Source organism: Enterobacter sp. 120016, assembly GCF_018383635.1.
Taxonomy (GTDB): Bacteria; Pseudomonadota; Gammaproteobacteria; order Enterobacterales; family Enterobacteriaceae; genus Enterobacter; species Enterobacter asburiae_D.
Window position 1 is genome coordinate 412,577 of the sequence record NZ_JAHAWC010000001.1, and the last position, 25,306, is coordinate 437,882.

At 51.0% G+C, this 25,306-nt stretch carries 29 protein-coding genes and 1 other annotated feature; of the genes, 18 read left to right on the plus strand and 11 right to left on the minus strand.

The genetic code is table 11. The annotated features are described in order from the left end of the window. Positions 1-256: 256 nt before the first annotated feature. Entirely contained in the window at positions 257-1,093 is an 837-nt protein-coding gene (locus tag KIF87_RS01980; RefSeq protein WP_213327751.1) for a DUF4393 domain-containing protein, read from the plus strand. 19 nt (positions 1,094-1,112) lie between these two features. Then, the gene (locus KIF87_RS01985; protein WP_213327752.1) at positions 1,113-1,553 is read left to right on the plus strand and encodes a hypothetical protein; all 441 of its coding nucleotides are present in this window, start codon (positions 1,113-1,115) and stop codon (positions 1,551-1,553) included. Between the two features lie 15 nt (positions 1,554-1,568). Here KIF87_RS01985 and KIF87_RS01990 read toward each other — a convergent pair whose 3' ends face one another. Next, entirely contained in the window at positions 1,569-2,954 is a 1,386-nt protein-coding gene (locus KIF87_RS01990; RefSeq protein ID WP_213327753.1) for an HNH endonuclease signature motif containing protein, read from the minus strand. A gap of 691 nt (positions 2,955-3,645) precedes the next feature. Between KIF87_RS01990 and KIF87_RS01995 the strand changes: the two genes are divergently transcribed. Then, positions 3,646-4,794 (plus strand): PAAR domain-containing protein, encoded by a 1,149-nt coding sequence (locus tag KIF87_RS01995; RefSeq protein WP_213327754.1) that lies wholly within the window; start codon positions 3,646-3,648, stop codon positions 4,792-4,794. Then, positions 4,784-5,047, plus strand: a complete 264-nt coding sequence (locus KIF87_RS02000; RefSeq protein WP_213327755.1) for a hypothetical protein — start codon at positions 4,784-4,786, stop codon at positions 5,045-5,047. Before KIF87_RS01995 ends, KIF87_RS02000 begins: the two co-directional genes overlap by 11 nt. A 64-nt stretch (positions 5,048-5,111) precedes the next feature. Here KIF87_RS02000 and KIF87_RS02005 read toward each other — a convergent pair whose 3' ends face one another. Further along, on the minus strand, positions 5,112-5,732 hold the full coding sequence (locus KIF87_RS02005) for an L-threonylcarbamoyladenylate synthase (protein ID WP_003856793.1): 621 nt from the start codon (positions 5,730-5,732) through the stop codon (positions 5,112-5,114). Next, entirely contained in the window at positions 5,729-6,610 is an 882-nt protein-coding gene (gene rnm / locus KIF87_RS02010; RefSeq protein WP_213327756.1) for an RNase RNM, read from the minus strand. The genes KIF87_RS02005 and rnm overlap by 4 nt, the downstream gene beginning before the upstream one ends. 139 nt (positions 6,611-6,749) lie before the next feature. On the opposite strand from rnm, the gene trpL reads away from it, so the two are divergent. From trpL to trpA, 6 genes are all read left to right on the plus strand, one after another. Beyond that, a complete protein-coding gene (trpL, locus tag KIF87_RS23555; RefSeq protein WP_106993556.1) occupies positions 6,750-6,794 on the plus strand; it encodes a trp operon leader peptide in 45 nt (14 codons plus the stop codon). Continuing rightward, positions 6,771-6,865, plus strand: a sequence feature (Trp leader region). (Overlaps the previous gene by 24 nt.) A gap of 23 nt (positions 6,866-6,888) precedes the next feature. Next, positions 6,889-8,451, plus strand: a complete 1,563-nt coding sequence (locus KIF87_RS02020; RefSeq protein WP_193940675.1) for an anthranilate synthase component 1 — start codon at positions 6,889-6,891, stop codon at positions 8,449-8,451. Continuing rightward, a complete protein-coding gene (gene trpD / locus KIF87_RS02025) occupies positions 8,451-10,046 on the plus strand; it encodes a bifunctional anthranilate synthase glutamate amidotransferase component TrpG/anthranilate phosphoribosyltransferase TrpD (protein ID WP_159514355.1) in 1,596 nt (531 codons plus the stop codon). Before KIF87_RS02020 ends, trpD begins: the two co-directional genes overlap by 1 nt. A 3-nt stretch (positions 10,047-10,049) precedes the next feature. Next, positions 10,050-11,408 carry a bifunctional indole-3-glycerol-phosphate synthase TrpC/phosphoribosylanthranilate isomerase TrpF gene (gene trpCF, locus KIF87_RS02030; protein ID WP_213327757.1) on the plus strand — a complete coding sequence of 453 codons (1,359 nt, stop codon included), beginning with the start codon at positions 10,050-10,052 and terminating at the stop codon, positions 11,406-11,408. Positions 11,409-11,418: 10 nt separating this feature from the next. After that, positions 11,419-12,612: a tryptophan synthase subunit beta gene (gene trpB, locus KIF87_RS02035; RefSeq protein ID WP_032656715.1), complete on the plus strand. Its 1,194-nt coding sequence runs from the start codon at positions 11,419-11,421 to the stop codon at positions 12,610-12,612. Then, the gene (gene trpA / locus KIF87_RS02040; protein WP_023312082.1) at positions 12,612-13,421 is read left to right on the plus strand and encodes a tryptophan synthase subunit alpha; all 810 of its coding nucleotides are present in this window, start codon (positions 12,612-12,614) and stop codon (positions 13,419-13,421) included. Before trpB ends, trpA begins: the two co-directional genes overlap by 1 nt. 191 nt (positions 13,422-13,612) lie before the next feature. Here the strand turns inward: trpA and KIF87_RS02045 are convergent, their stop codons facing one another. Then, complete coding sequence (locus KIF87_RS02045) at positions 13,613-14,029, minus strand: hypothetical protein (RefSeq protein ID WP_213327758.1); 417 nt, start codon at positions 14,027-14,029, stop codon at positions 13,613-13,615. Between the two features lie 250 nt (positions 14,030-14,279). Between KIF87_RS02045 and yedE the strand changes: the two genes are divergently transcribed. From yedE to KIF87_RS02060, 3 genes are all read left to right on the plus strand, one after another. Then, the gene (gene yedE / locus KIF87_RS02050; protein WP_213327759.1) at positions 14,280-15,491 is read left to right on the plus strand and encodes a selenium metabolism membrane protein YedE/FdhT; all 1,212 of its coding nucleotides are present in this window, start codon (positions 14,280-14,282) and stop codon (positions 15,489-15,491) included. Next, positions 15,488-15,721: a sulfurtransferase-like selenium metabolism protein YedF gene (gene yedF, locus KIF87_RS02055; RefSeq protein WP_003856774.1), complete on the plus strand. Its 234-nt coding sequence runs from the start codon at positions 15,488-15,490 to the stop codon at positions 15,719-15,721. Before yedE ends, yedF begins: the two co-directional genes overlap by 4 nt. Positions 15,722-15,847: 126 nt before the next feature. After that, the gene (locus KIF87_RS02060) at positions 15,848-16,186 is read left to right on the plus strand and encodes a hypothetical protein (RefSeq protein ID WP_071995940.1); all 339 of its coding nucleotides are present in this window, start codon (positions 15,848-15,850) and stop codon (positions 16,184-16,186) included. A 46-nt stretch (positions 16,187-16,232) separates the two neighbouring features. Here the strand turns inward: KIF87_RS02060 and ompW are convergent, their stop codons facing one another. Continuing rightward, positions 16,233-16,865 carry an outer membrane protein OmpW gene (gene ompW / locus KIF87_RS02065; protein ID WP_023312086.1) on the minus strand — a complete coding sequence of 211 codons (633 nt, stop codon included), beginning with the start codon at positions 16,863-16,865 and terminating at the stop codon, positions 16,233-16,235. A gap of 282 nt (positions 16,866-17,147) precedes the next feature. Here ompW and KIF87_RS02070 point away from each other — a divergent pair, with 282 nt between their 5' ends. From KIF87_RS02070 to yciA, 4 genes are all read left to right on the plus strand, one after another. Next, positions 17,148-17,552, plus strand: a complete 405-nt coding sequence (locus KIF87_RS02070) for a YkgJ family cysteine cluster protein (RefSeq protein WP_213327760.1) — start codon at positions 17,148-17,150, stop codon at positions 17,550-17,552. Between the two features lie 25 nt (positions 17,553-17,577). After that, positions 17,578-18,321: a YciC family protein gene (locus tag KIF87_RS02075; protein ID WP_094934670.1), complete on the plus strand. Its 744-nt coding sequence runs from the start codon at positions 17,578-17,580 to the stop codon at positions 18,319-18,321. A 56-nt stretch (positions 18,322-18,377) separates the two neighbouring features. Continuing rightward, a complete protein-coding gene (locus tag KIF87_RS02080) occupies positions 18,378-18,917 on the plus strand; it encodes a septation protein A (protein WP_023312088.1) in 540 nt (179 codons plus the stop codon). A gap of 104 nt (positions 18,918-19,021) precedes the next feature. After that, positions 19,022-19,417 (plus strand): acyl-CoA thioester hydrolase YciA, encoded by a 396-nt coding sequence (yciA, locus tag KIF87_RS02085; RefSeq protein ID WP_023335966.1) that lies wholly within the window; start codon positions 19,022-19,024, stop codon positions 19,415-19,417. A 38-nt stretch (positions 19,418-19,455) separates the two neighbouring features. Here yciA and tonB read toward each other — a convergent pair whose 3' ends face one another. Beyond that, positions 19,456-20,178 carry a TonB system transport protein TonB gene (tonB, locus tag KIF87_RS02090; protein ID WP_193940732.1) on the minus strand — a complete coding sequence of 241 codons (723 nt, stop codon included), beginning with the start codon at positions 20,176-20,178 and terminating at the stop codon, positions 19,456-19,458. A 220-nt stretch (positions 20,179-20,398) separates the two neighbouring features. Here tonB and KIF87_RS02095 point away from each other — a divergent pair, with 220 nt between their 5' ends. Then, on the plus strand, positions 20,399-20,695 hold the full coding sequence (locus KIF87_RS02095) for a YciI family protein (RefSeq protein ID WP_032656697.1): 297 nt from the start codon (positions 20,399-20,401) through the stop codon (positions 20,693-20,695). Positions 20,696-20,736: 41 nt separating this feature from the next. On the opposite strand, the gene KIF87_RS02100 is transcribed toward KIF87_RS02095, so the two are convergent. The 5 genes from KIF87_RS02100 to KIF87_RS02120 all read right to left on the minus strand — a co-directional run bounded on the left by KIF87_RS02100 (position 20,737) and on the right by KIF87_RS02120 (position 25,300). Beyond that, positions 20,737-21,690, minus strand: coding sequence for a bifunctional helix-turn-helix transcriptional regulator/GNAT family N-acetyltransferase (locus KIF87_RS02100; protein ID WP_213327761.1), 954 nt, complete (start codon positions 21,688-21,690; stop codon positions 20,737-20,739). Between the two features lie 409 nt (positions 21,691-22,099). Further along, positions 22,100-23,149, minus strand: coding sequence for a DUF4238 domain-containing protein (locus tag KIF87_RS02105; protein ID WP_213327762.1), 1,050 nt, complete (start codon positions 23,147-23,149; stop codon positions 22,100-22,102). A gap of 222 nt (positions 23,150-23,371) precedes the next feature. After that, positions 23,372-23,593 carry a DNA-binding transcriptional regulator gene (locus KIF87_RS02110; protein ID WP_014884122.1) on the minus strand — a complete coding sequence of 74 codons (222 nt, stop codon included), beginning with the start codon at positions 23,591-23,593 and terminating at the stop codon, positions 23,372-23,374. A 76-nt stretch (positions 23,594-23,669) separates the two neighbouring features. Then, positions 23,670-24,839 (minus strand): phage late control D family protein, encoded by a 1,170-nt coding sequence (locus KIF87_RS02115; RefSeq protein ID WP_213327763.1) that lies wholly within the window; start codon positions 24,837-24,839, stop codon positions 23,670-23,672. Next, positions 24,836-25,300 (minus strand): phage tail protein, encoded by a 465-nt coding sequence (locus KIF87_RS02120; RefSeq protein ID WP_023333118.1) that lies wholly within the window; start codon positions 25,298-25,300, stop codon positions 24,836-24,838. Before KIF87_RS02120 ends, KIF87_RS02115 begins: the two co-directional genes overlap by 4 nt. Positions 25,301-25,306: the final 6 nt, after the last annotated feature.

The window sequence follows — 25,306 nt, forward strand, 5'->3', positions numbered from 1 at the left end:
ACCAGTTCCGGGGCCACCAGCGCCCGTGACTCCTCGATGCGCTACCGTACAACCTCCACCATGCCCTTGATATTTGGGGATTGCGAGGGTAAAAACCGGGAATGCCATATCAAACCTCATTAAGCAGCTCCAGCAATAGCGCATCTTGAAAAGCAACCATACGTCTTGAAACATTGACCATACAAACAGTGCAAATGCTTCAAGACATTTGATAATATACTTTCACAAATGATTACCCATAATATAGGTATGCGTAATGTCTGATGAAAAAGCTGAAAATCCACAATCCGCACAGCCCTTGACGGTCACAGCTCAGGTTGCAAAAGATTTGATGGAACTTGCTAAAAATGATGAAAATACAGTAACAGCTTCTAAAAACTTTGGTGAATCGGCGGTCATAATTAGTAAAACAGTTAAAAATTGCCTGTTACCATTAGCTGCCGTTAATTATGGGATTGATAAAGCCAAAGCCTATTTTGAAAAGGCATTTAAGAAAGATCTCGAAGAAAAAACTCAATCTATTCCCGCAGAAAATATTGTTGAACCTAAGGCATCAATCGCTGGGCCTGCCTTGCAAGGGTTAGCATTTTGTCACGAAGAGGTTAATCTTAAAGAGATGTATCTGAACCTTATAAGTTCTTCTATGAACTCTGACACGGCAGAAGATACGCATCCTGCATTTGTTGAGATTATCAAACAACTGACCAACTTAGAAGCTCATTTGTTAAAACTATATTTGACAAACAACGCACCAAAATGTATTGGTAGAGTAGTCTATCAAAAACAAGGCACTCTTTCTTATATTGCAGGATATACACACATATTGCCAATAACCAGTAATAATAAACCATTTTATAATAAAAATATTCCATCATATATTGAGAACTGGATCAGATTAGGGCTTGTTGAAGTTAAATATGATTTACACTTAGATGGTCAAGAGCAAGTCTACGATACCTTAAAAGAGAGGGACGAATACTTAAAGGATGATTTGGGATATGGCACAGATTACCCCAAAAACCTTGGCAAAGGTTTAATAAAAAGGACCCCATTTGGTGCACAATTTGCAGCGGTTGTTGGGATAACAAATTAAATATGTGGAGGGGCTTTAAATGGTCACTATCTCTAAAACATACGAGAAGATAGCCCCGAAACTTGATGACATGGTGCGCCGTGGGTTCAGCAACATTGAGTTATGGTATGGAAGCCAACACGAAATTTACGCCTACGGAGAACGGAAACTATTAGCAGAAGATTTCCGCAAGCTCTACCCTGAAAAGGTGAAGGACATTCCGCAAGATTTTCCACCAGATGCTACAGTGATCGTGGAAGATATGGTTTTGCTATACAAACCCCGTAGTGGTCAGTTCACCAAAACCGCATCAGAGACAAAACTTAAGCATCACCAGGCTTTCAATAATTGGTGCCATGTTAATGTTGGAAAGGGAAAAGGCTACACTCAGGCAGCTAAAAATACGATTAATGCATTTTACCTAATAGGGATCGTCATGATAATTGGGCTTGCTTTCTGGGCTGTGTCATACACTCTCTAAAACATAGCAGTTTAGTCAAATCACTTTCTTCGTATTTAAGAATAGTTCCCATTTTTTTCTTAATTTATCTTTATCCAGTGATAACGAATGATCACCAATAATTTTACCTTCGAACATTTGTGAATAAATACATTTGACATTAAAATGTATAGTTAAGGTATCTGGATTTATTCCAAGTTGGCCATTGTCAAACATTCGATGGCAATCTGAGGTTAGAAGAATGCCATTACTCGTATCCATGTTGCATGAAAAGCTGTAATCCTCCAGATGACAGGCTTGGAGTAAAGATTGGATTGACTGCCCCGTGACTGCACATCTACCTTTGAAGTTGGTCTCAACTCTCCTTCGGAAATTTTGCTGGTCACTGATTCTTCTTAACTGCAATGTACGCTGAACATTACTCGAAATTAATTTCAGATCAACCAACTCAGGATAGGAACTAATTTTCTCTTGTTTCTTTCTTACCGCGCCAGAATCTTTTTGATCAAGAGAAATTTTATACCCTACTGTGATAAAATCATACAAAATCCTCTCAGACTGTCCTTTTTCCTTGGCTATTTCACGCGCATCTGCTTCGTTCTTACCTCTTAAAGAGATTAAGTAAGCGAGCGTGTTAAAATATGTATACTTACCTGATTCAACTTTACTTTCGTAATATTTTGAAGATAGTTCACGGCTTTTTGCGATCTTGTACGCTTGCGTGACAGGGATAGTCCTTATCAACTGACTGTAAAGTTCGCTATTAAAATAAAATTCAGGCACTTCAATTTTGGTTATTGAATTGGTATCTAATTTTGTGATTACCTTTACAGGTGATGTTTTCCTCGTATCAGCTCTTTCTTCTTGAATAATTTTAGTATGCGTGACGCGAGAAATTAAAGCCATTCTCTCCAACTCAGCCTGAGCTTCTTTGGCTATTAACTCTTTACGCAATCTTTCTCGCTCCAAAGTCTTCTCATTCAATGGCAGGAAACTACGATTTTCATGGCTAATGGTAAACTGATTCGGTGGGATAGTTTTCTTGAAAGATCTAACCTGAATAGATTTTCTATAATTTTCGCGGGCAACTCTCCTTTCCTGCTTAAATATTGAGCGAGGTTCCTTTAGGCTTCGTGCAGGCGTATCCTTAGTTCTATTCCTGATTTCGTAATTAAGTGATTTAATGATTTCTGAAATTTCTTTCTTCTTCTCATTAGACGTTACCGGATCGTTTATTTTTTCAGAGTATTCATTTTTTACCCTGATCAATTCAGGTAGAGACATTTCTTGAGCATGAAGTTTTCTTTTGGTTTGTTTTTGCTGTTCTCCAGCACTTGATGCAACAAGTTTGGTGATAGCGCTTTCAGGTTCGCTATTTTTTGCAGCATTCAACAAAGCATCAGCAAGAATACTATTCTTCATCAGCAGTTACCCTTCCTTGAAATCTACCATACAAACCGCTAACAGAGCTTCGTACATCACGCATCTCCACCACTGCCATCAGATTAATCTTAGGTTAACCAAGGTGCATACAATGCGCAACTAACAGATTTTAGACAAGACGAGCCAATAAGTCTGTCCGTATTAATACCGAGTATTGGACCGTACCAACGAAGACATGAACGGCAGGGAAAGGTGTACATGCATGATGAGAGTCGAGATGCGGCTAATGGCTGTCACACATGGTGGTAACAACCACTAACCGAAATACATTAAATCATTGATTATAAATGACTTAATATTTATCTTGTGCGCCTTCACAGGCGTCTGGTGTACTTTATGAAATAATGAGCCAGCTAAAAAGCTTCTCATTGTAATATAAGTACTTATTACATTAAAGGGCATCACAATTAGGACACCCACACAAACGTGGCCTGACATATTACATTAACTTCGTTAGGAATGCTTCTTCACGTTTCTTTAGTTTAAGTCCAGCAACTGGCAAGCTGGATCAGGTTCTTGAGTACGAACCCGGTTTCCCGAAACATCCCTCTTGCCCAAAAGCGTGATTTGGGCATTGATATAATTTACTTTCGTTCGAACATTATTGCCCATGAAATTACTGTGTGTAAAATAGTCAGGTTGGTTATATTCATACAAAGTAGAGGGATTTATGGCAATGGGCTTCTATCTACGGATAGGTGATCAGACTACCTGCAAAGGGAAGATACTGACTGGGGATGAAACGCTAACTTGGTATGGTGTAGCCGGAGCGCGAGAAGGTGACCAGGTGTCATGCGGCAAGCATCCTGGGACATATAAAATATTGGGTGGCACATCTGACATGTGGAACGATGGAAGAAGACTGGCGGGAACACTGGACAGCGTCAGTTCCTGTCCGTGCAAGGCCAGGTTCATCCCTACCATTCCCGACTGTTATGAACAAGATACTCTCTCATCGTTGAAACATTCAGGTATCACAGAAGAGATTCTTACATCAACATTTCTCCCACAGTCAGATCCTGAACAACATGAACAGGCAGCGAAGAAGCAAAATAGCTTTGCTGACCCCTGCAAGCCTGAAGATAACCCGCTACTTAACGGCGTTTACCTCTGGATTGAAACAACAAGTGCAGGTCATGCTTTCGTTTCGGTGCATGAAAATAACAGCATTTATCTATATACCTATGGACGCTATGGGCGCACTGATAAAAGTACCTTCACTGGGGATGGGATTTTAGACTTTTTCCAAGATGAAGATGCGCGTAATTATTACCGATACGAACTTTATGAAATGGGTGCTCGCGCTTTCCGCATTGATGATGCAGATTCTAAAAGAACCCGTAAATTCTTCGAAAACCTTTGGATTGGCGGTGTAGCACCAATTCAAACGCCAAACATGCAAGACGGTACAAAGCGAAGAGGCCACACGATTGATAAGTATGATGTGACTGGTAGCAACTGTACCACCCACTCAGTTGAGGGGATCAAGTTTGCTGGCTCAAAGTTATTCGATCACGGTTACACATCCACGACAACACAGCTACCAATCAACATAGAAGAAGATTTTACTATTCCGGTTTCACTGCAAAGTTATCTTGAATCAAAGAGTGCAGACTTATCCTCAATGCTCGTTGTCGAAATGACTAATACATTCAAACAGCAGTACCCTAACACCGAGAAAAATAAACCTCAACCAATGGGAGGGAGTGCAAAAATTCAACAAGCTGCTGCCGATTCCGCTGCTGTTGTAGGCTCAACATCCCCATACTCAGGCGGTACAGTAGGCGGTTCATTGGGAAGCACTTACGATGATAAATAAAAAGTTCTGGATCAGGTGGATGAGTATCGCGCTGATCTGCGTAGCGTATTACGTTATCGTGCTTTATTTCGATCTTGTCTTCGCTCTTAACTTTTCAGAGACAATGAGCCAGGGCGGAGAATTTACCCCTTCTCAATGCACCTGGTTAGTTAATGAGCTCTCGCAAAATCACTCTGATTCGGCTTTAGCCTCTATCATTGGTTTCGCTGTATGCGTCCCTCTGATCCTGCTCATCTTCAAAAAAGTGAGATGACCGCCAAAGGCTGGAGAGATCCAGCCTCCGCTCTTCCCTTAATTTCAGACATTAAAAACCTTATTTACAAGAAAGGCTTTACGTCACCCACGCCTTCACGAATCACTTCCGGTGCATCTTCGGTTAAGTCGACCACGGTGGTCGGCTGCTGGCCGAGATAGCCGCCGTGAATAATCAGCTCGACCACCTTCTCCAGACGATCTTTAATTTCTTCCGGGTCGGACTCGGTGAATTCACTTCCCGGCAGCATCAGCGAGGTAGAAAGCATCGGTTCGCCGAGGGTTTCCAGCAGCGCCTGCGCAATCGGGTTCGACGGCACGCGCATGCCGATGGTTTTGCGTTTTTCCTGCAGCAGACGACGCGGTACTTCCTTCGTGCCCTTCAGGATGAAGGTGTAGTTACCCGGCGTGTTGTTCTTAATCAGGCGGAACGCCACGTTATCGACATACGCATAGGTCGACAGCTCAGAGAGATCGCGGCACATCAGGGTAAAGTTATGGCCGTCCGGCAGCTGGCGAATGCGGCAAATGCGTTCCATCGCCCCTTTATCTTCAATTTTACAGCCCAGCGCGTAACCTGAATCGGTCGGGTAGACAATTACGCCGCCTTTGCGGACGATCTCCACGGCCTGGTTGATCAGACGTGGCTGCGGGTTATCCGGATGGATATAGAAAAACTGACTCATACTTCCCTCTCTTCAATTTGCTGCGGCTGTTCCCAGAGCTGCCAGACCGGCTCAACGCCAGCGGGCAACCAGAGCTTGCGCCCCAGTTCGATCCAGGCGCAGGGCTGATGGAAATCAGACCCCTGTGACCCAAGCAGGCCAAACTGGCGGGCATAGGTCGCGAGCTGCGCACGCTCGTTGGGCGCCTGCTGACACTGCGCGACTTCCATCGCCTCGCCACCGCATTCGGCAAAGTGTGCCAGCAGCCTTTTCAGCCATTTAGCAGAAAGATTATACCGTCCCGGATGGGCCAGCACGGCCTTACCGCCAGAATGATGAATCACATCAATAGCTTGTTTTATTGTACACCACTGTGGCGGAACGTATCCGGTTTTCCCGCGCGCCAGATACTTTTTAAAAACATCCGCCATGGTTGTCGCTTTCCCCGCTTCGACCAGAAAACGGGCGAAATGGCCGCGAGTGACCGCCCCGCCGTTCGCCATCTTTTGTGCGCCTTCCAGCGCGCCCGGAATATGCGCCTTTTCGAGACGCTCGCCGATCATCTCTGCACGCTGAGTGCGGCGCGCTTTTTGTTCTTGCAAAAATGCAGTCAGTGCCGGATGGTCTATATCGATGTTGAGGCCAACGATATGAATCTCATGGTTTTCCCAGACGGTTGAGATCTCGACGCCGGACACCAGATTCAGCGCCAGCCCGCTGCGGGCGATCTCAGCGCGCGCCGCAGGAATGGCATCTGTCGTATCGTGATCGGTTATCGCCAGCGTGCCGACGCGCATTTCAACGGCACGATGAACCAGGGCTTCGGGTGTCAGCAGGCCATCAGAGGCCTGAGTATGGCTGTGTAAATCATAAATAATGGCGTAGGTGGTATCGCTCAAAGCACTTCCCATAACAGGTTGGAGACATCCGAAAACACCATGATACCGACTTAACGCGAAATTCTGAAATCAAGGGTTGACAACTTGCCATCGAACTAGTTAACTAGTACACAAGTTCACACGAGAAAGGTATCTGAAAATGACAGCACATTTCACTCTGCACGGTTGGTGGCGTACTTCCTGATCCTCGGGCAGTGTCACGCGTCTGCGAAATGCAAACAGATACCCAGCCCGCTTCCAAGCGGGCTTTTTTTTGAACAGAAAATGAGAATAAAATCATGCAAACAGCCAAACCACACCTCGAACTGCTGACCTGCGAGGCGGCCTATCGCCACAACCCCACCGCGCTGTTTCATCAGGTCTGCGGTGCACGTCCGGCGACGCTGCTGCTGGAGTCTGCGGATATCGACAGCAAGGACGATCTCAAGAGCCTGCTGCTGGTCGACAGCGCGCTGCGCATTACCGCTTTAGGTGACACCGTCACAATCAAGGCGCTGTCAGACAATGGCGCATCGCTGCTGCCGCTGCTGGACGCCGCCCTGCCTTCAGGCATTGAAAACGAACGTCATCCAGAAATGCGCATTCTGCATTTCCCGCCGGTGAGCCAGCTGCTGGACGAAGACGCGCGCCTCTGCTCCCTGTCCGTTTTCGACGCCTTCCGCCTGCTGCAGAACCTGGTCACCGTGCCGGAAGACGAGCGTGAGGCGATGTTTTTTGGTGGGCTGTTTGCTTATGACCTGGTCGCCGGATTTGAAGAGTTGCCGGAAACCGAGCAGGGTAATCGCTGCCCGGACTATTGCTTCTATCTGGCTGAAACGCTGCTGGTGATCGACCACCAGAAGCAATACACCCGCATCCAGGCAAGCCTGTTCACGCCCTCTCCCGCTGAGAAAAACCGTCTTGAGCACCGCATCGCTCAACTGCAGCAGCAGATGACGGAAGCGCCGCCTGCACTTCCGGTGCAGCGAGTGGAAAAAATGACATGCGACGTTAACCAGACTGACGACCAGTACGGTGCCGTGGTTCGCCAGATGCAAAAGGCGATTCGCGCCGGGGAAATTTTCCAGGTGGTGCCTTCACGCCGCTTCTCCCTTCCCTGCCCGTCGCCGCTCGCAGCCTACGACGTGCTGAAAAAGAGTAACCCAAGCCCGTACATGTTCTTCATGCAGGACAACGAGTTCACGCTCTTCGGCGCCTCGCCGGAAAGCTCGCTTAAGTACGATGCCACCAGCCGTCAGATTGAGATCTACCCGATTGCCGGAACCCGTCCGCGCGGACGTCGCGCCGATGGCTCCCTGGATCGCGATCTGGACAGCCGCATCGAACTTGAAATGCGTACCGACCACAAAGAACTCTCCGAGCACCTGATGCTGGTTGACCTGGCGCGTAACGATCTGGCACGCATTTGCACCCCCGGCAGCCGCTACGTGGCTGACCTGACTAAAGTCGATCGCTATTCGTTCGTGATGCACCTGGTCTCCCGCGTGGTCGGCGAGCTGCGCCACGACCTCGACGTGCTGCACGCCTACCGCGCCTGCATGAACATGGGCACCCTGAGCGGCGCGCCGAAAGTGCGCGCTATGCAGCTGATTGCCGCTGCCGAAGGACGCCGTCGCGGCAGCTACGGCGGCGCGGTGGGTTACTTCACGGCCCACGGTGACCTGGATACCTGCATCGTGATCCGCTCCGCCTATGTTGAAGACGGTATTGCCACCGTCCAGGCGGGTGCCGGGATTGTCCTTGATTCTGTTCCGCAGTCTGAAGCTGACGAAACGCGCAGTAAAGCCCGTGCGGTCCTTCGCGCCATTGCTACCGCACACCATGCACAGGAGATTTTCTGATGGCTGACATTCTGCTGCTCGATAATATCGACTCCTTTACCTATAACCTGGCAGATCAGCTGCGTGCGAATGGCCATAACGTCGTTATCTACCGCAACCACGTTCCGGCGCAGACCCTGATTGACCGTCTGGCAACCATGCAAAACCCGGTGCTGATGCTCTCTCCGGGGCCAGGCGCACCGAGCGAAGCGGGCTGTATGCCGGAGCTGCTGACCCGTATGCGCGGCAAGCTGCCGATTATCGGCATCTGCCTTGGTCATCAGGCGATTGTTGAAGCCTATGGCGGCTACGTTGGCCAGGCGGGTGAGATCCTGCACGGTAAAGCGTCCAGCATTGAACATGACGGCCAGGCAATGTTTGCCGGGCTGCCGAACCCGCTCCCGGTCGCGCGCTATCACTCGCTGGTTGGCAGCAATATTCCAGCCGGGCTGACCATCAACGCCTCGTTTGAAGGCATGGTGATGGCGGTGCGCCACGATGCGGACCGCGTCTGCGGCCTGCAGTTCCACCCGGAATCTATCCTGACCTCCCACGGCGCCCGCCTGCTGGAGCAGACGCTCGACTGGGCGTTACAGAAGCTGGAGCAGACCAATACCCTGCAGCCGATTCTGGAAAAACTGTACCAGGCGCAGACCCTGAGCCAGCAGGAGAGCCACCAGCTCTTCTCCGCCGTGGTTCGCGGTGAGCTGAAACCTGAACAGCTGGCGGCCGCGCTGGTGAGCATGAAGGTGCGCGGCGAAAGCCCGCAGGAGATCGCCGGTGCCGCTACGGCCCTGCTGGAAAATGCCGCCCCGTTCCCGCGCCCGGACTATCAGTTTGCCGATATTGTCGGCACCGGGGGAGACGGCAGTAACAGCATCAATATCTCCACCGCCAGCGCCTTCGTGGCGGCGGCGTGTGGTTTGAAGGTCGCAAAACACGGTAACCGCAGCGTTTCCAGCCGGTCAGGCTCTTCCGATTTGCTCGCCGCATTCGGTATTAATCTCGATATGAACGCCGAGCGTTCCCGTGAAGCGCTGGATGACCTGGGCGTCTGCTTCCTGTTTGCGCCGAAGTATCACACCGGTTTCCGCCACGCGATGCCGGTTCGTCAGCAGCTTAAAACCCGCACGCTGTTTAACGTGCTCGGCCCGCTGATCAACCCGGCGCACCCGCCGCTGGCGCTGATTGGTGTCTATAGCCCGGAACTGGTTCTGCCGATTGCCGAGACGCTGCGCGTGCTGGGTTATCAACGTGCCGCCGTGGTGCACAGCGGCGGTATGGATGAGGTTTCTCTTCATGCGCCGACGCTGGTGGCTGAACTGCGCGACGGAGAAATCCTCAGCTATCAGCTGGACGCTGCCGACTTCGGCCTCGCGCCGTATCACCAGGAAGCGCTGGCTGGCGGTACGCCGGAAGAAAACCGTGACATTCTGACGCGCTTATTACAAGGTAAGGGAGAGGTCGCCCATGAGGCCGCCGTTGCTGCCAACGTCGCCATGCTGATGCGTTTGCACGGTGAGGAAGACCTGAAGGCTAACGTTCAAAAAGTTCTGGATGTACTGCGCTCCGGTGCAGCTTACGATCGCGTTACCGCACTTGCGGCAAGAGGGTAAAGAATGCAGACCGTTTTAGCGAAAATCGTTGCCGATAAGGCCATCTGGGTGGAAGCCCGCAAGCAACAGCAGCCGCTTGCCAGTTTCCAGAATGACGTCGTACCAAGCCAACGTCGTTTCTATGATGCCCTGCAGGGTGCACGCACCGCGTTTATTCTTGAGTGCAAAAAAGCCTCCCCGTCTAAAGGCGTTATTCGTGACGATTTCGACCCGGCGCGTATTGCCGGCATTTATAAGCATCATGCGTCAGCCATCTCCGTGCTGACGGATGAGAAATATTTTCAGGGCAGCTTCGATTTTCTGCCGATCGTCAGCGGCATCGCGCCGCAGCCGATCCTGTGCAAAGACTTTATTATCGACCCGTATCAGATCTGGCTGGCGCGCTTTTACCAGGCCGACGCCTGCCTGCTGATGCTCTCGGTGCTCAACGACGAGCAGTATCGCCAGCTTTCCGCCGTGGCGCACAGTCTGAACATGGGCGTGCTGACCGAAGTGAGCAACGAAGAGGAGTTGGAACGCGCGATTGCGCTGGAAGCCAAAGTGGTCGGGATCAACAACCGCGATCTGCGCGACCTGTCCATTGACCTGAACCGTACCCGCCAGCTGGCGCCGCGTCTGGGCTCTGGCGTGACGGTTATCAGCGAATCCGGCATTAACAGCTATGCCCAGGTGCGCGAGCTGAGCCACTTCGCCAACGGTTTCCTGATTGGCTCCGCCATGATGGAGCATGACGATCTCAATGCTGCCGTGCGCCGCGTGCTGCTGGGTGAAAACAAAGTCTGCGGCTTAACCCGTGAACAGGATGCCCAGGCCGCGTATGAAGCCGGGGCGATTTACGGCGGGCTGATCTTTGTCGATTCCTCCCCTCGCGCGGTCAGCGAAGAGCAGGCGCGTAAGGTCATCGCAGCAGCTTCGCTCAGCTACGTGGGCGTTTTCCGCAACGCGGATATTGCAGACGTTGCTGCAAAAGCCGACGCGTTATCCCTGAGCGCGGTGCAGCTCCACGGCGATGAAGACCAGAGCTACATCGATGCCCTGCGCGCCGCGCTGGGACTACAGGTACAGATTTGGAAAGCACAAAGCGTCGGCGATACGTTGCCCTCGCGTAACCTCAACCATGTGGACAGATACGTCCTCGATAACGGCCAGGGCGGCACCGGCCAGCGTTTTGACTGGTCGCTGCTGAACGGCGAAAAACTGGACAACGTCCTGCTGGCGGGCGGATTAAGCCCGGATAACTGCGTAGAAGCCGCCAAAACCGGCTGCGCAGGCCTCGATTTCAATTCAGGCGTAGAGTCCCAACCGGGTATTAAAGATGCCAGCAAGCTGGCCTCGGTTTTTAAAACTCTGCGTGCATATTAAGGAAGAGAAGATGACGACATTACTTAACCCGTATTTTGGTGAGTTCGGCGGGATGTACGTCCCGCAAATCCTGATGCCCGCGCTGCGCCAGCTGGAAGAAGCGTTTGTCAGCGCGCAGAAGGATCCGGCGTTTCAGGCGGAATTTACCGACCTGCTGAAAAATTACGCCGGTCGTCCGACCGCGCTGACCAAATGCCGCAACCTGACGGAAGGCACCAAAACCACGCTTTATCTGAAGCGTGAAGACCTGCTGCACGGCGGCGCGCATAAAACTAACCAGGTGCTGGGCCAGGCGCTGCTCGCGAAGCGTATGGGTAAAACCGAAATCATCGCCGAAACCGGCGCAGGTCAGCACGGCGTGGCCTCTGCGCTTGCCAGCGCCCTGCTCGGCCTGAAATGCCGCATCTATATGGGGGCGAAAGACGTTGAGCGTCAGTCTCCGAACGTCTTCCGCATGCGTCTGATGGGGGCGGAAGTGATCCCTGTGCACAGCGGCTCCGCGACGCTGAAGGATGCCTGTAACGAAGCGCTGCGCGACTGGTCCGGCAGCTATGAAACCGCACACTATATGCTCGGTACCGCGGCGGGCCCGCACCCGTTCCCGACTATCGTGCGCGAATTCCAGCGCATGATCGGTGAAGAGACCAAAGCGCAGATCCTTGAAAAAGAGGGCCGCCTTCCGGATGCGGTGATCGCCTGCGTTGGCGGCGGGTCTAACGCCATCGGCATGTTCGCAGACTTTATCGACGACACCAGCGTGGGTCTGATTGGCGTCGAGCCTGCCGGTCACGGTATTGAATCGGGTGAACACGGCGCGCCGCTGAAGCATGGCCGCGTGGGGATCTACTTCGGTATGAAATCCCCGATGATGCAAACCGATGAGGGACAGATTGAAGAGTCTTACTCTATTTCTGCCGGCCTCGACTTCCCGTCCGTCGGGCCACAGCATGCGTTCCTGAACAGTACCGGCCGCGCGGACTATGTCTCCATTACCGATGACGAAGCGCTGGAAGCCTTTAAAACGCTGTGCCGCAGCGAAGGGATCATCCCGGCGCTGGAGTCTTCGCACGCGCTGGCGCATGCTCTGAAAATGATTAAAGAAAACCCGGAAAAAGAACAGCTGCTGGTGGTGAACCTTTCCGGCCGCGGTGACAAAGATATCTTCACCGTTCACGATATTCTGAAAGCACGAGGGGAAATCTGATGGAACGCTACGATAACGTATTTGCAGAGCTGAAATCCCGCCAGGAAGGCGCGTTCGTTCCCTTCGTCACCCTGGGCGATCCGGGCCCGGAACAGTCGCTGAAGATTATCGACACCCTGATTGAAGCCGGCGCCGACGCGCTGGAGCTGGGTATTCCGTTCTCTGACCCGCTGGCGGATGGCCCGACCATCCAGAACGCGACGCTGCGCGCATTTGCCTCCGGCGTGACGCCAACCCAGTGCTTCGAGATGCTGGCGGCGATTCGCCAGAAGCACCCGACTATTCCGATTGGCCTGTTGATGTACGCCAATCTGGTGTTCAACCGCGGTATCGATGAGTTTTACGCCGAGTGCGCTCGCGTGGGCGTCGACTCCGTTCTGGTGGCAGACGTGCCGGTTGAGGAGTCTGCTCCATTCCGTCAGGCGGCAATGCGCCATAACGTCGCCCCGATTTTCATCTGCCCACCGAACGCTGATGACGAACTGCTGCGCCAGATTGCCTCTTACGGACGCGGGTATACCTACCTGCTCTCCCGCGCTGGCGTGACCGGTGCCGAGAATAAAGCCGCACTGCCGCTGCATCATCTGGTGGAGAAGCTGGCCGAGTACCATGCCGCGCCTCCGCTGCAGGGGTTCGGGATTTCATCCCCGGATCAGGTCACTGCAGCGATTGACGCGAAGGCGGCAGGTGCAATCTCCGGCTCCGCGATTGTGAAGATCATCGAAAAGAACGTGGACAAGCCCGAGCAGATGCTGGCCGAGCTGAAAGCATTTGTGACCGCAATGAAAGCGGCGACGCGTAAAGCATAATCCTTCTGCCGTCTGGCATCTCAGCCAGACGGTTCACTTTTTTATTTTCACGACACATCTTATTCCGCGTTAATATTAATTGTAATGAATAGCACACTAATACTTAATTGCGCGTTTCACTGCTTTGCCGAGATTGGCTAAAAGTAGCCAGACCTGGTTAACAATCGTCGGCTCGGGACATTATCACCTTATTAGCCCATTACCTGCAGGGCGCTTTTCATGGTAATGTTTTTATTGCTAATTTCTCTGGCGGCCTCTTTTAGCGCGATGTTCATCGCTACCGTTGTAACTGGCTTTGCATACCCTTTCACGCGATTGGATTTACTCTGAAAAACATAGACATCCTGCGGGTTAGATACCTTTCTTTGTTTAAATAACTGACGCAGTATCTTGCACAGTCTAATTGTCCGCGACTCAAATTTTGGTGTGGCCTCAAGATGCAATATGTCATCTTTGATATCGCTATACTTTATGTTTACGACCCGACAACTTTCAGCACGTAAAAAAAATAACGTTAACCATAAGTCACCCCACGTCTTTGAAATCCGGAATAACCTCTGGTGGATGACCATGAACTCATCGGTAGTTATAGAATCAGTTTTCGCCATTGAAAACGCCAACATCCCATTCAAGCATGACTTAACATAACATTAACCATTTAAATATTTATTCAACACTTGTTCAGTCGCCTCACGACGCTTTATCCGCGTGGGATAAGACGTAGGATTTAGTGATAAAAGTCATAAAAAAGGTCGGTATTTGGGAGAAACTTTTTGGAGAGGTTTTGGAGAAAGGAAAAAAGTTATATATTCCAGTCCGTTAAATTCACTTACACCTTCTGAGTTCAGAGGCTTATTCATGTCATGGCAACACTTCAAACAGACTTACCTCGTTAAGTTCTGGTCACCCGTTCCGGCCGTTATCGCGGCAGGCATTCTCTCTACCTACTATTTCGGCATTACCGGCACCTTCTGGGCCGTAACCGGCGAGTTCACCCGCTGGGGTGGTCAATTGCTGCAGCTCGCTGGCGTGCATACCGAAGAGTGGGGGTACTTTAAACTCATTCATCTGGACGGCACACCGCTTACCCGCATCGACGGGATGATGATCGTCGGCATGTTCGGCGGCTGTTTCGCGGCGGCGCTGTGGGCAAACAACGTTAAGTTGCGTATGCCCAAAAGCCGTATTCGTATTATGCAGGCGGTGGTCGGCGGTATCATTGCCGGGTTTGGGGCCCGTCTGGCGATGGGCTGTAACCTTGCCGCTTTCTTTACGGGGATTCCTCAGTTTTCGCTTCACGCCTGGTTTTTTGCTGTCGCCACGGCCATCGGCTCTTACTTTGGCGCAAAATTCACCCTGCTGCCGCTGTTCCGCATTCCGGTGAAAATGACAAAAGTCAGCGCAGCGTCTCCGTTAACCCAAAAGCCCTCTCAGGCGCGTCGCCGTTTCCGCCTCGGTATGCTGGTCTTTTTTGCTATGGTCGCCTGGGCAATATGCACTGCGATGAACCAGCCCAAACTTGGCCTGGCGATGCTGTTCGGCGTGGGTTTTGGTCTGCTCATTGAACGCGCGCAGATCTGCTTTACCTCCGCGTTTCGCGATATGTGGATCACCGGTCGGACGATGATGGCGAAGGCGATTATCGCCGGTATGGCGGTCAGCGCCATCGGTATCTTCAGCTATGTTCAGCTCGGCGTCGAACCGAAAATCATGTGGGCCGGTCCTAACGCGGTCATTGGCGGCCTGCTGTTCGGCTTCGGGATCGTACTGGCTGGCGGATGCGAAACCGGCTGGATGTACCGCGCCGTTGAAGGTCAGGTGCATTACTGGTGGGTAGGACTGGGGAATGTTATCGGCTCGACGATCCTGGCGTACTTCTGGGACGATCTGTCTCCGGCGCTTGCCACGAGTTGGGACAAGGTCAACCTGCTGAGCACCTTCGGCCCCCTCGGCGGCCTGCTCGTTACCTACGCCCTGCTGCTGGTCGCTTTTTTACTGGTTATCGCGCAGGAGAAACGCTTCTTTCGTCGTGCGAGTGTTAAAGCAGAAACCCAGGAGAATGCTGCATGAAAGAGATCGTGCCCGATTACCGTCTGGATATGGTCGGTGAACCCTGCCCTTATCCGGCTGTTGCCACGCTTGAAGCGCTACCGCAGCTCAAGAAAGGGGAAATTCTGGAAGTGGTCAGCGACTGCCCGCAGTCCATTAACAACATTCCGCTGGATGCAAAAAACCACGGCTACACGGTGCTGGATATCCAGCAGGATGGCCCGACCATTCGCTATTTGATTCAGAAGTGATCGCTAAGGGCCTCGTAAGGGGCCTTTATCCTATTGAATTATAGGACATCTTGATCCACGGCAAAAACGCAATTTTTGACTTAAGTAAAATCTCATTTCCCTTTTGAAGGAGGTTTTCGCGGTTTGATGTATTTACGAGCTTTACTGGTTTTCGCCTTATTGATTCCCTTCCATGCGCTGTCCCTGAATTTCTCTTCTACCTTCCTGCGCCTTAATTGTCCGCAAAGAGGACTTGTCGAGGTCATTCTGCACGTTTATGACCATACCCAGGAACGATGGCAAGGTCATTTTGAAACCGGTGCGGGACATAAACGTGCGGGTGATACCGAAATTATCCCGTTTGCCAACGGCGATATTCTTTTTCATTCCCTGTCCAGCGACGCTTTCAGCTATTTATATGATGGGGAAAAGATCCTGAGGCACTGCGTAAAGCTTGATGAGCGGCCGGTTTATCCGTCGTTTTGAAGTGAGCAAAGCAAACTGGCCACCCTGTGGCCAGTTTGACGGCGGATCAGAAACGATAACCCGCAGAGAACATAAACACCCACGGATCCAGGCGAGTATTGATACTCTGCTGCTGACCGCCCGCCTTGAAGCGTACGTCCGTATCAATATCCATGTACCAGACCGAGGCGTTGATCAGCCAGTCGCGGTTAATCAGATAATCCAGACCGACCTGCCCCGCCATACCCCATGAATCTTTCAGGCTGAGGTCCGTCAGACCGGCCTCTTTACCGGTATCGTTAAACTTCTCGTCAAAGAAGGTGGTGTAGTTCACACCGGCGCCAATATAAGGACGCACCTTGCTGCTGGCATCGCCAAAATACCATTGCGCCATCAGCGTTGGCGGTAAATGGTGAACCGTAGCGATATCACCGGTTGCGCCCAGACCCACGCGATGACGGAACGGCGTTGCAGCCAGAAGCTCAACACCAACGTTTTCCGTCGCCATATAGGTGAACGTTAACCCTAACTGGGTGTTATTACTGACGTTAAAACCGCCCATACCCAGCACGTTATCCGATCCTTCAGTTGGGCGAACCGTAGCCGAACCGGCACGAATAAAGAATTCGCCTGCTTCATGCGCATACGCGCCGCCAGAGAGACTGCTTAATACAAGGGCTGCCACCGCTAATTTTTTCATATCCGCTCCATCGTTGTGGTTTTAATCGCGGGTGAGAATATACTCACAAATGAGTAATAAGTGATCTGCTACAGATCACATTAAAACCAGTAACTTAGCATTCATTGATCTGGATTAATTTTTTGTTACGCACCCAAAAGCGATAAGTTGTTCCCATGTCAATTTTTGGCATTTCACAGTTACAAAATTTTCCCTTTTCCCCCTCTTGCTCTTCCTCTGGCGGCTGGATAATTTATCGCTCTTACAAATTGATTTGATGCGTTCTTCTTTAGCAGGTGTGCCATGAGTGATATCAACCCGTGCATGACGTGCGGAGCCTGTTGTGCGTATTTTCGAGTCTCTTTCTACTGGGCCGAAGCCAGCGATGGCGGCGGTACCGTTCCGGTTCATCTCACAGAGCCGCTAACGCCTTTTCTGCGCTGCATGAGCGGCACTAACCAAAAGCAGGTCCGCTGTATGGCGCTACAGGGTGAGCCCGGGGTCTCTACCCGGTGTTCCATCTATGAGGATCGGCCCAGCCCGTGCCGGGAATTTGCCATGTCGGGAGAAGATGGGCAGGTCAACGAAGCCTGCAATCGTGCCCGGGCGCGCGTTGGATTACCGCCGCTTTACAAAGATATGCTTTTCCATACAAGCCTTGATGCTGCCACAGCAGGTGCATCCGGTGTACAATTGCCGGCTAATTAACACCTGCAATACTCAAGGAGAGTGCATGTCTATCACGGCGAAGTCTGTCTACCGTGACACGGGAAACTTTTTCCGCAATCAGTTCATAACCTTTTTACTGATCGCGTTGCTATGTGCCTTTATCACGGTGGTGCTGGGCCATGCCTTCTCACCGAGTGATGAACAGATTGCCAGCCTGAGCCAGGGCGACCACCTTGCCGGAAGCGTGGGACTATTTGAACTGGTGCAAAACATGACCCCTGAACAGCAGCAAATTCTGCTGCGGGCGTCTGCCGCATCCACGTTCTCAGGCCTGATTGGTAATGCGGTTCTGGCGGGCGGCGTTTTGCTGATGATTCAGCTAGTATCGGCAGGTCACCGGGTCAGCGCCTTACGGGCGATTGGTGCCAGTGCGCCAGTCTTACCTAAGCTGTTTATCCTGATCTTTTTAACCACCCTGCTGGTGCAAATGGGGATTATGCTGGTCGTGGTGCCGGGCGTATTACTGGCTATCGTGCTCTCATTCGCGCCCGTGATGGTCGTGCAGGATAAGATGGGGATTTTTACCGCGATGCGCAGCAGCATCAGGCTGGCATGGGCTAATATGCGTCTGGTGGCTCCCGCCGTGATCGGCTGGCTGCTCGCCAAAACGCTCCTGCTGTTGTTTGCACCGAATTTTGCGGTATTAACGCCAAATGTTGGCGCGGTAGTGGCGAATACGCTTAGCAACCTGATTTCAGCGGTACTGCTGGTCTATCTGTTCCGCCTGTATATGTTAATTCGTCAGTAATCCTGAGGCGGGTGGCATCGCTGCCTCCCGCCCCGCTCAGAAGATGGAATCACAGAATGAAGCAGTTTCTTGATTTTTTACCGCTCGTGGTCTTTTTTGCTTTTTATAAGCTGTATGACATTTATGCCGCGACCACTGCGCTGATCGTTGCGACCGCTGTTGTACTGATCTACAGCTGGGTTCGCTATCGTAAAGTCGAAAAGATGGCGCTGATAACGTTCGTCCTGGTCGCCGTGTTCGGCGGGCTTACGCTGTTCTTCCACAACGATGAATTTATTAAGTGGAAAGTGACCGTTATTTACGCGTTGTTTGCGGGCGCATTGTTAATCAGCCAGTGGGTCATGAAAAAGCCGCTGATCCAGCGCATGCTGGGCAAAGAGCTGACGCTGCCTCAGGAAGTCTGGTCCCGTCTGAATATCGCCTGGGCGGTCTTCTTTATTCTCTGTGGTCTTGCCAATATCTATATCGCCTTCTGGCTGCCGCAGAATATCTGGGTCAACTTTAAGGTCTTTGGCCTGACCGCGCTGACGCTTATCTTCACGCTGTTAAGCGGCGTATACATCTATCGCCACATGCCGCAGGACGACAAGCACTGATTAATGACTGACCAGAACGTCAACGACAGGCGTTCTGGTCTATTCTCTCCGCTGTGAAATCATAGTAGCATCCCGCCTGAAGTCTTCCGTTACGAGTTAAAACAATGACAACAAATAACGCCCCGCAGGGCGAACTGGTTTTACGCACACTGGCAATGCCCGCTGACACCAATGCCAATGGCGATATTTTTGGCGGCTGGCTGATGTCGCAGATGGATATGGGCGGCGCAATTCTGGCAAAAGAGATTGCCCACGGGCGCGTGGTGACTGTGCGAGTGGACGGCATGACCTTCCTTCGCCCGGTTGCGGTGGGAGATGTAGTTTGCTGCTACGCGCGCTGCGTCAAACGCGGCAACACCTCTATTTCAATCAACATCGAAGTATGGGTTAAGAAAGTCTCTTCTGAACCTATTGGGCAGCGTTATAAGGCCACCGAAGCGCTGTTTATTTATGTCGCCGTAGATAGCGAGGGTAAACCTCGCCAACTTCCGCAGGCCTGATCGACAGGCAAAAAAAAGCCTCCATCAGGAGGCTTTTTTTATTCCATCTGCGCCCCGCCGTTCAGGCGGAAAACAATGTTCACAATCAGTCCGCTGCCCGGTTTTCCGGCTTCATAGCGCCATCTGCGCATCGCCGATTTCACTTCGCGCTCAAACATATTAGAAGGCTGAGCGGACAAGATTTCCACGTTATCCACGCGGCCATCCGCAGTGACGTCAAATTTTACCCGTACGCGGCCTTCAATACGTAAGGCCTGCGCTCGCGCCGGATACTGAGGCTGGTTGCGACTCAGCGCGCGCGGACCCGCCGGGGCACTGACTGTCGGCTTAGGCGCTGTTGCGGTGTTATTCATCACCGGACGCGAAGGCGCCGCATTCTCGACCGTCTGGGTCGCGCGCGGTTCAACCGGACGTTCTTCGCGTTTTGGACGCTCCTCGACCTTCTTCACCGGCTTTGGCTTCGGCTTAGGTTTTGGCTTCGGTTCAGGCTTATGGATCACAACCGGCGCTTCCTTCGGTGGCGCCGGAACAGGCTCGGGCTCTGGCTCTGGTTCCGCCACCGGCTGTGGCGGCGGAGGGGCAACCTGCGGCGGTTCGAGATCCGCTGGCGAGACCATCGTCACCGAAATCGGCTGCGCGGGCGCGGGCATTTCAATAACCTGATGAACCGAGGTATACAGCAAACCCGCAACAACAGCACCGTGAATCACGACAGAAAGCAGCGTCGGCCAGGGAAAGCGGCGAGGTAAATCAAGGGTCATCGAAGTCATAATCATCAACGTTAAAAAACCGAACACTGATTTTAAATGCAAATAGCAATCATATTCAATAAGACACTTTGTTCTGACGCAACTTTAGCGCATGAGAGGCCAAAAAAGGCGCATTCAGGTCAGGATATTAACATTGTTTTTATTTTACATTGCAGTCGTTTGCCCTTTCACATAACGTAACTGACACTTTTACCGGTTAAGGAGCTTCGCCGTGTTTTACGTGATTTACTCTGAAGATGTTGCTGATTCGCTCGAAAAACGCCAGGCCGTGCGCCCTGCGCATCTGGCACGTTTGCAGCTGCTCCAGGATGAAGGCCGTTTACTGACCGCCGGCCCAATGCCTGCAGTAGACAGCAACGATCCGGGCGCCGCCGGTTTTGCCGGTTCCACCGTGATTGCTGAGTTTGAATCTCAGGAAACCGCTCAGGCATGGGCTGACGCAGATCCGTATGTTGCAGCAGGTGTGTATGCGAAAGTGACGGTTCGACCGTATAAGAAAGTGTTCTGATACCAAAGCGGCTCCGAAAGGAGCCTTTTTTATCGCGGCGGTTATGCGTCTTTATACCATGTAAACTGCTGCTCTGTAATCAGGCTTCCCCACTGGTCGCCTTCCCACTCCTTGACGAGCGTAAAACCAAACGATTCGTATAAACGTCGTGCGGCGGTGAGCTTATTGAATGTCCAGAGATGCACGGCAGAGAAACCAAGGCTGTCGCAAAAGCGCATCGCTTCGGTCAACAGTTTTTTCCCCACCCCGTGTCCCCGGCAGCCATCGTCAAGAATAAACCAGCGAAGATGGGCTTCACCCGGCGCTAAATCCTCGCCGTCTATCGCCACTGACCCCACTATCCTGCCGTTCATCACCGCCAGCCAGATCTGGTTGCATGGCTTATCCAGGCGGTCACTAAACTCTGCAACCCCTGTAGCCACTTTGGCCTCAAAAAAGCGGCCAAAATGGTGTTCGCGCGCGTAATAAACCCCGTGCATCTCCGCGATACGGCCAATCATGCCGGGAATATACCCCTTAACTATCGTGAGTTCGTCAGGGCGCGTGTCGTTGCCCTTTTCACGGCACGCCAGCAGCGCGTTGGCATAAAGGGAGAGTCCCTCAGAAATGGTCTGCTGCTGGACAGGAGCAAGACGCTTTATTGCTGAGAGCACGCGCTCATTGCTAAAGGTATTAATTTTACTGACCGTCTCATGACCTTTCGCGGTCAGCCTGAGGCTCTTCGCTCTCGCATCTTCAGGTGAAGTCACCTCCTCGAGTTCGCCCGCGGCAATCAGACGAGCCAGCATCCGGCTGACGCTGGACTTTTCAAGGCCCAGCAGCTGCACCAGCTGACTCGCCGTCATCTCTTTGCGCAAGGCGATTTCGACCAGGGTATGGACGGCCGAAGGGGAGTAATTTGTTGAGGCCAGAGTCGAGGCCATAAAACCTAACTCTCGCACCATGAGGCGCGAGGAACGTCGAATAACACTGACTACCGGGGTTTCGCTGTGCATGTTCAGTCCTCACCATTTGGTTGCACTATACAACCAAATGGTGAGGGGTTGTCAAACATAATAAAAAGGCTCCCTCAGGAGCCATTTTAAACGCTTCAACACAATGAAATAAAAGGATTTATTTTAGGCCGTGTCCACACATTGACCACATCGATATCTATAGCCCCGCTCAAGCGGGGCTTGTAGTTTGACTTAGGAAAGGTGGATTGACACATTTAGCAAGTAATGCATACGCTTTTGAAATTTTCTCAACGCAATGAACTTACACGCCTTCCGTCAAATAAATTAGCTGTGATAACTTACTTTACAGAAATTTATATTCTTTAAGTTGAACAAGGCATAACCAATATGTATGCCTTTCAATATTAGTCTTAAGAAAAAAGTAGTGGTTATTGATGAATAATCATCATTATATTATCCCTCCAGAACGGAAGTCACTTTCATCACCTGCATAAACTTGAAGATGAGCAGCTTCAAAGATTTTATTATTTAACTCCAATGTTTGCTCCTTGCTTATTTTTTCCGGCCATGGATCATGGTCTTTGAAGTTTAAAACAATGGCAATCATTGGTGACAGTGGATAATAAAACTCAAGGTTATCTATTTCTTCATGAGAATTTCGCGATGGTGCGTGAATGTTTATTACTGGCTGATCTCCTGTTATAAATTTTATGTCTGGATGTGCTTTTATAATATTTAAATTCATTTTTTGCATATAAGCGAATGCGTAAGTGAGCTCATCAACCGTACTGTATGTTATGAAAGGAGTGACTTTATCAAAATTTAAGTTAGCGTTTAAATCGTCTAACTCCTCCTCCGCTTTTTCCTTATCGAAAGGTATATCATTTTTTATTGCTAAAGCACTGACTAAATCAACCGAACGTTTTAGTCTTTCCAAATCCTCATGTACGTTTGAAAAAGCGCTGTTAAGACTTTCTCTAATCGCCTTTGTTCGAACGTATTGCATCATTAAGAAAAATATAAAATCGATTCTTTCTTTATCAATGCTATAAAAATTTACATTTTCGTTTAACAGAAGTTCAATGAACCTTTGCCCAACATTTTCATATCGTGATTGCTTTGTCTCACCTAACTGTCGACGTTCGTCAATAAAATGCTCAGGGGTATACTGACTTGTAGATTTAGCGGTTTCAACTCTCTCTTTTAAGTTGATAATTTCCACTTCACGAAGTGTAAAGTATGGGTCGAAGTTATTTAAAGTTTCATATCGTGAAGTTGAGAGAATTACAACCATCATTTTCTCAACTTCAGTCAACACCTTAAATTCATAGAAATAATTTTGCTGTGCAACCCCCATAAGCCCAGACCGAAAAATTCCTTTTGAATTTTTATTCATTGCACATAGTTGCGGGTCACGTTTCTTAGTGTCAGCCCAAGCTTTTAAATATTTCCTGAATACATAATGCTGACGCCTTGTTACTTGTATTCTCTCTTTCACGCAAACATCCTTAGAAATTTCAAATCAATGTTATAAACAACTTTCCTAATATCAACTTAGTAGTTATCGGCGATCCACTAGAAAAAATTAGTGTTTTTTAATACAACACACAAATATACATTACCTAATCAGGAAAGTTAATAATAGAAATGTTTGGAATTTTGCTAGTCCTAGAAAATGACATTACAAAAAAATTAAGCCCCATTTAAGGGCTTAATTTAATCACTGCCAATGGATTTGTTGCTGGCCGGATGATGTCGGGTGCGGTGCCGCTGGTACTACAACGCCCGGCGATACGATGAAACGCTCTACCGTCTCAGTGGTCACAAACGTCGCGCTGCAGTTGATATTAGTGCACTGGTGATACCGCTCCTTTGTCGTGTCAGTAAAATAGCGACTTGTGCGGGCGTGAGCGGCGAAATGGCATTTTGGACAGTGAAACATGGCGAGCACCTCATTAAGTTTCCGATGCGGTAATTTTACTCACTTTTCTATTATATAACAAATACTTAAAATAAAATCACTGCGTTAACTCTTCGCTTTCGTACTCCACATCCGAAACCTTAACCTCAAGCTCTAAGCCCGTTGTGTAGCCGTTCCCGTTGAGGTTATGCACCACCCGGCTGATTATCCACGCCTGCTCGTCTATGACGCGCTTAAACCCTTTCACCGCGATTGGCGTTTCAGGAAATAAATCTGCCCGGCCAATCGCCAGCGAGATTGAAAACTCCGCAACGCCGCGCTGCAGTTTGTCCCACTTCGCCTGAGCGGCGCGCATGGCCTGCGCCTTAGTCGCGTAGATGGTCGTCAGCTCCAGCACGTTGTCAGCCTCACCGGCCATGTACTCACCCTCGCGCGCTTCCTGCTCTTTTTTGGCTTTAGTCTTTGCCGTGGCTTTTGTCGCTTTCGGGTGCTGCAGCGCGCGGAGGTGCTTCTCTTTGGGCTTTCTCTTGAGCTTCACCTTTTGCTTTTGCGGCTTCGGGTCCTTGGTGTGCAGCCATTTCGCCGTCACGCCGGTGTAGGCTTCCCGGTCAGCAATAGCAAACTGATGACGATCGCCGTCGCCGCGCTCAAGCGTCATCTGCGGAATGGGCTTCCCGCTGGCAGTCTTACCGCTCCCCGCTTTCAGGAATAACAGTTTCCCTGCTTTTACCGAAACCGACGCCCCGTTCCGGTCAGCCAGGCGGGACAGAAACACCGCGTCGGATTCCTGCGACTGGTCAATGTGAGGCACGGCGACGGCTTTCAGCGTGTCGGCCACGCTGGCCGTCAGTTTATTGCGTGCCGCAATCGTCTCGACAATTTGCCCGAGCGTGGTGTCATGCCATGACTGTTCCCGGCGCGAGTTCAGCGACCCGCGAAAATCGGCGCTGCGCCCCCGGATGGTCAGCGTATCTGGCGCACCACGGTGCTCGATTTCGTCGACCGTGAACGTCCCTTTTTTTATCAGCGCGGATCCCTGCCAGCCTAACCACAGCGTCAACGTTGCGCCGCGCGGTGGCAAAGCTATCTGGCCGTCTGTGTCATCGAGCTCGATATCGAGCTGGTCGGCCTCGAATCCGCGATTATCGGTCATTGTCAGGCTGATAAGGCGGTCGCTAAAATCCTGCGTGATATCCTCATTATCCAGCTTGAGCATAAACGCCGGGGCAATCTTCGCCCCGGCCTGAATATTCATACCCGTAATCATCCCGCCAGCCCTCCCAGCCAGTCACCGGCAGACGTGACCAGATTGTCGGCCTGCGTTTTCAGATCGCCATAAATGGCCGCCAGCGATTTATCTACCCGCTTAAGGGACAGGCTAAACTCGATTTTTCTCGCCGCTCCGTCGCTGAATAGCTCGGTGTGCGTATGAGTCACTTTGTCGATGACATACATGCCGTGGATCATGCCCGTTCCGTCAATCAGCGGCCACGCGCGCCCCTCGTCTGCCATCAGCTCGATGGCGGTCAGTGACAGGCGTCCGCCGGTAATTTCGGGATAGAGCACGCCCGACAGCGTGCGCGTGGTTTCACCTTCCCCGAGATACTGGTAAGCCGGTGGCTTGCCGATACGGTCGTTTGACGCCCAGCGGTAATCCTTCGAATACTGCATGGACTGATAGGGCAGCGTGCGGCGCTCAAACACAAACAAACCCAAAACCATTAACATGCTTTA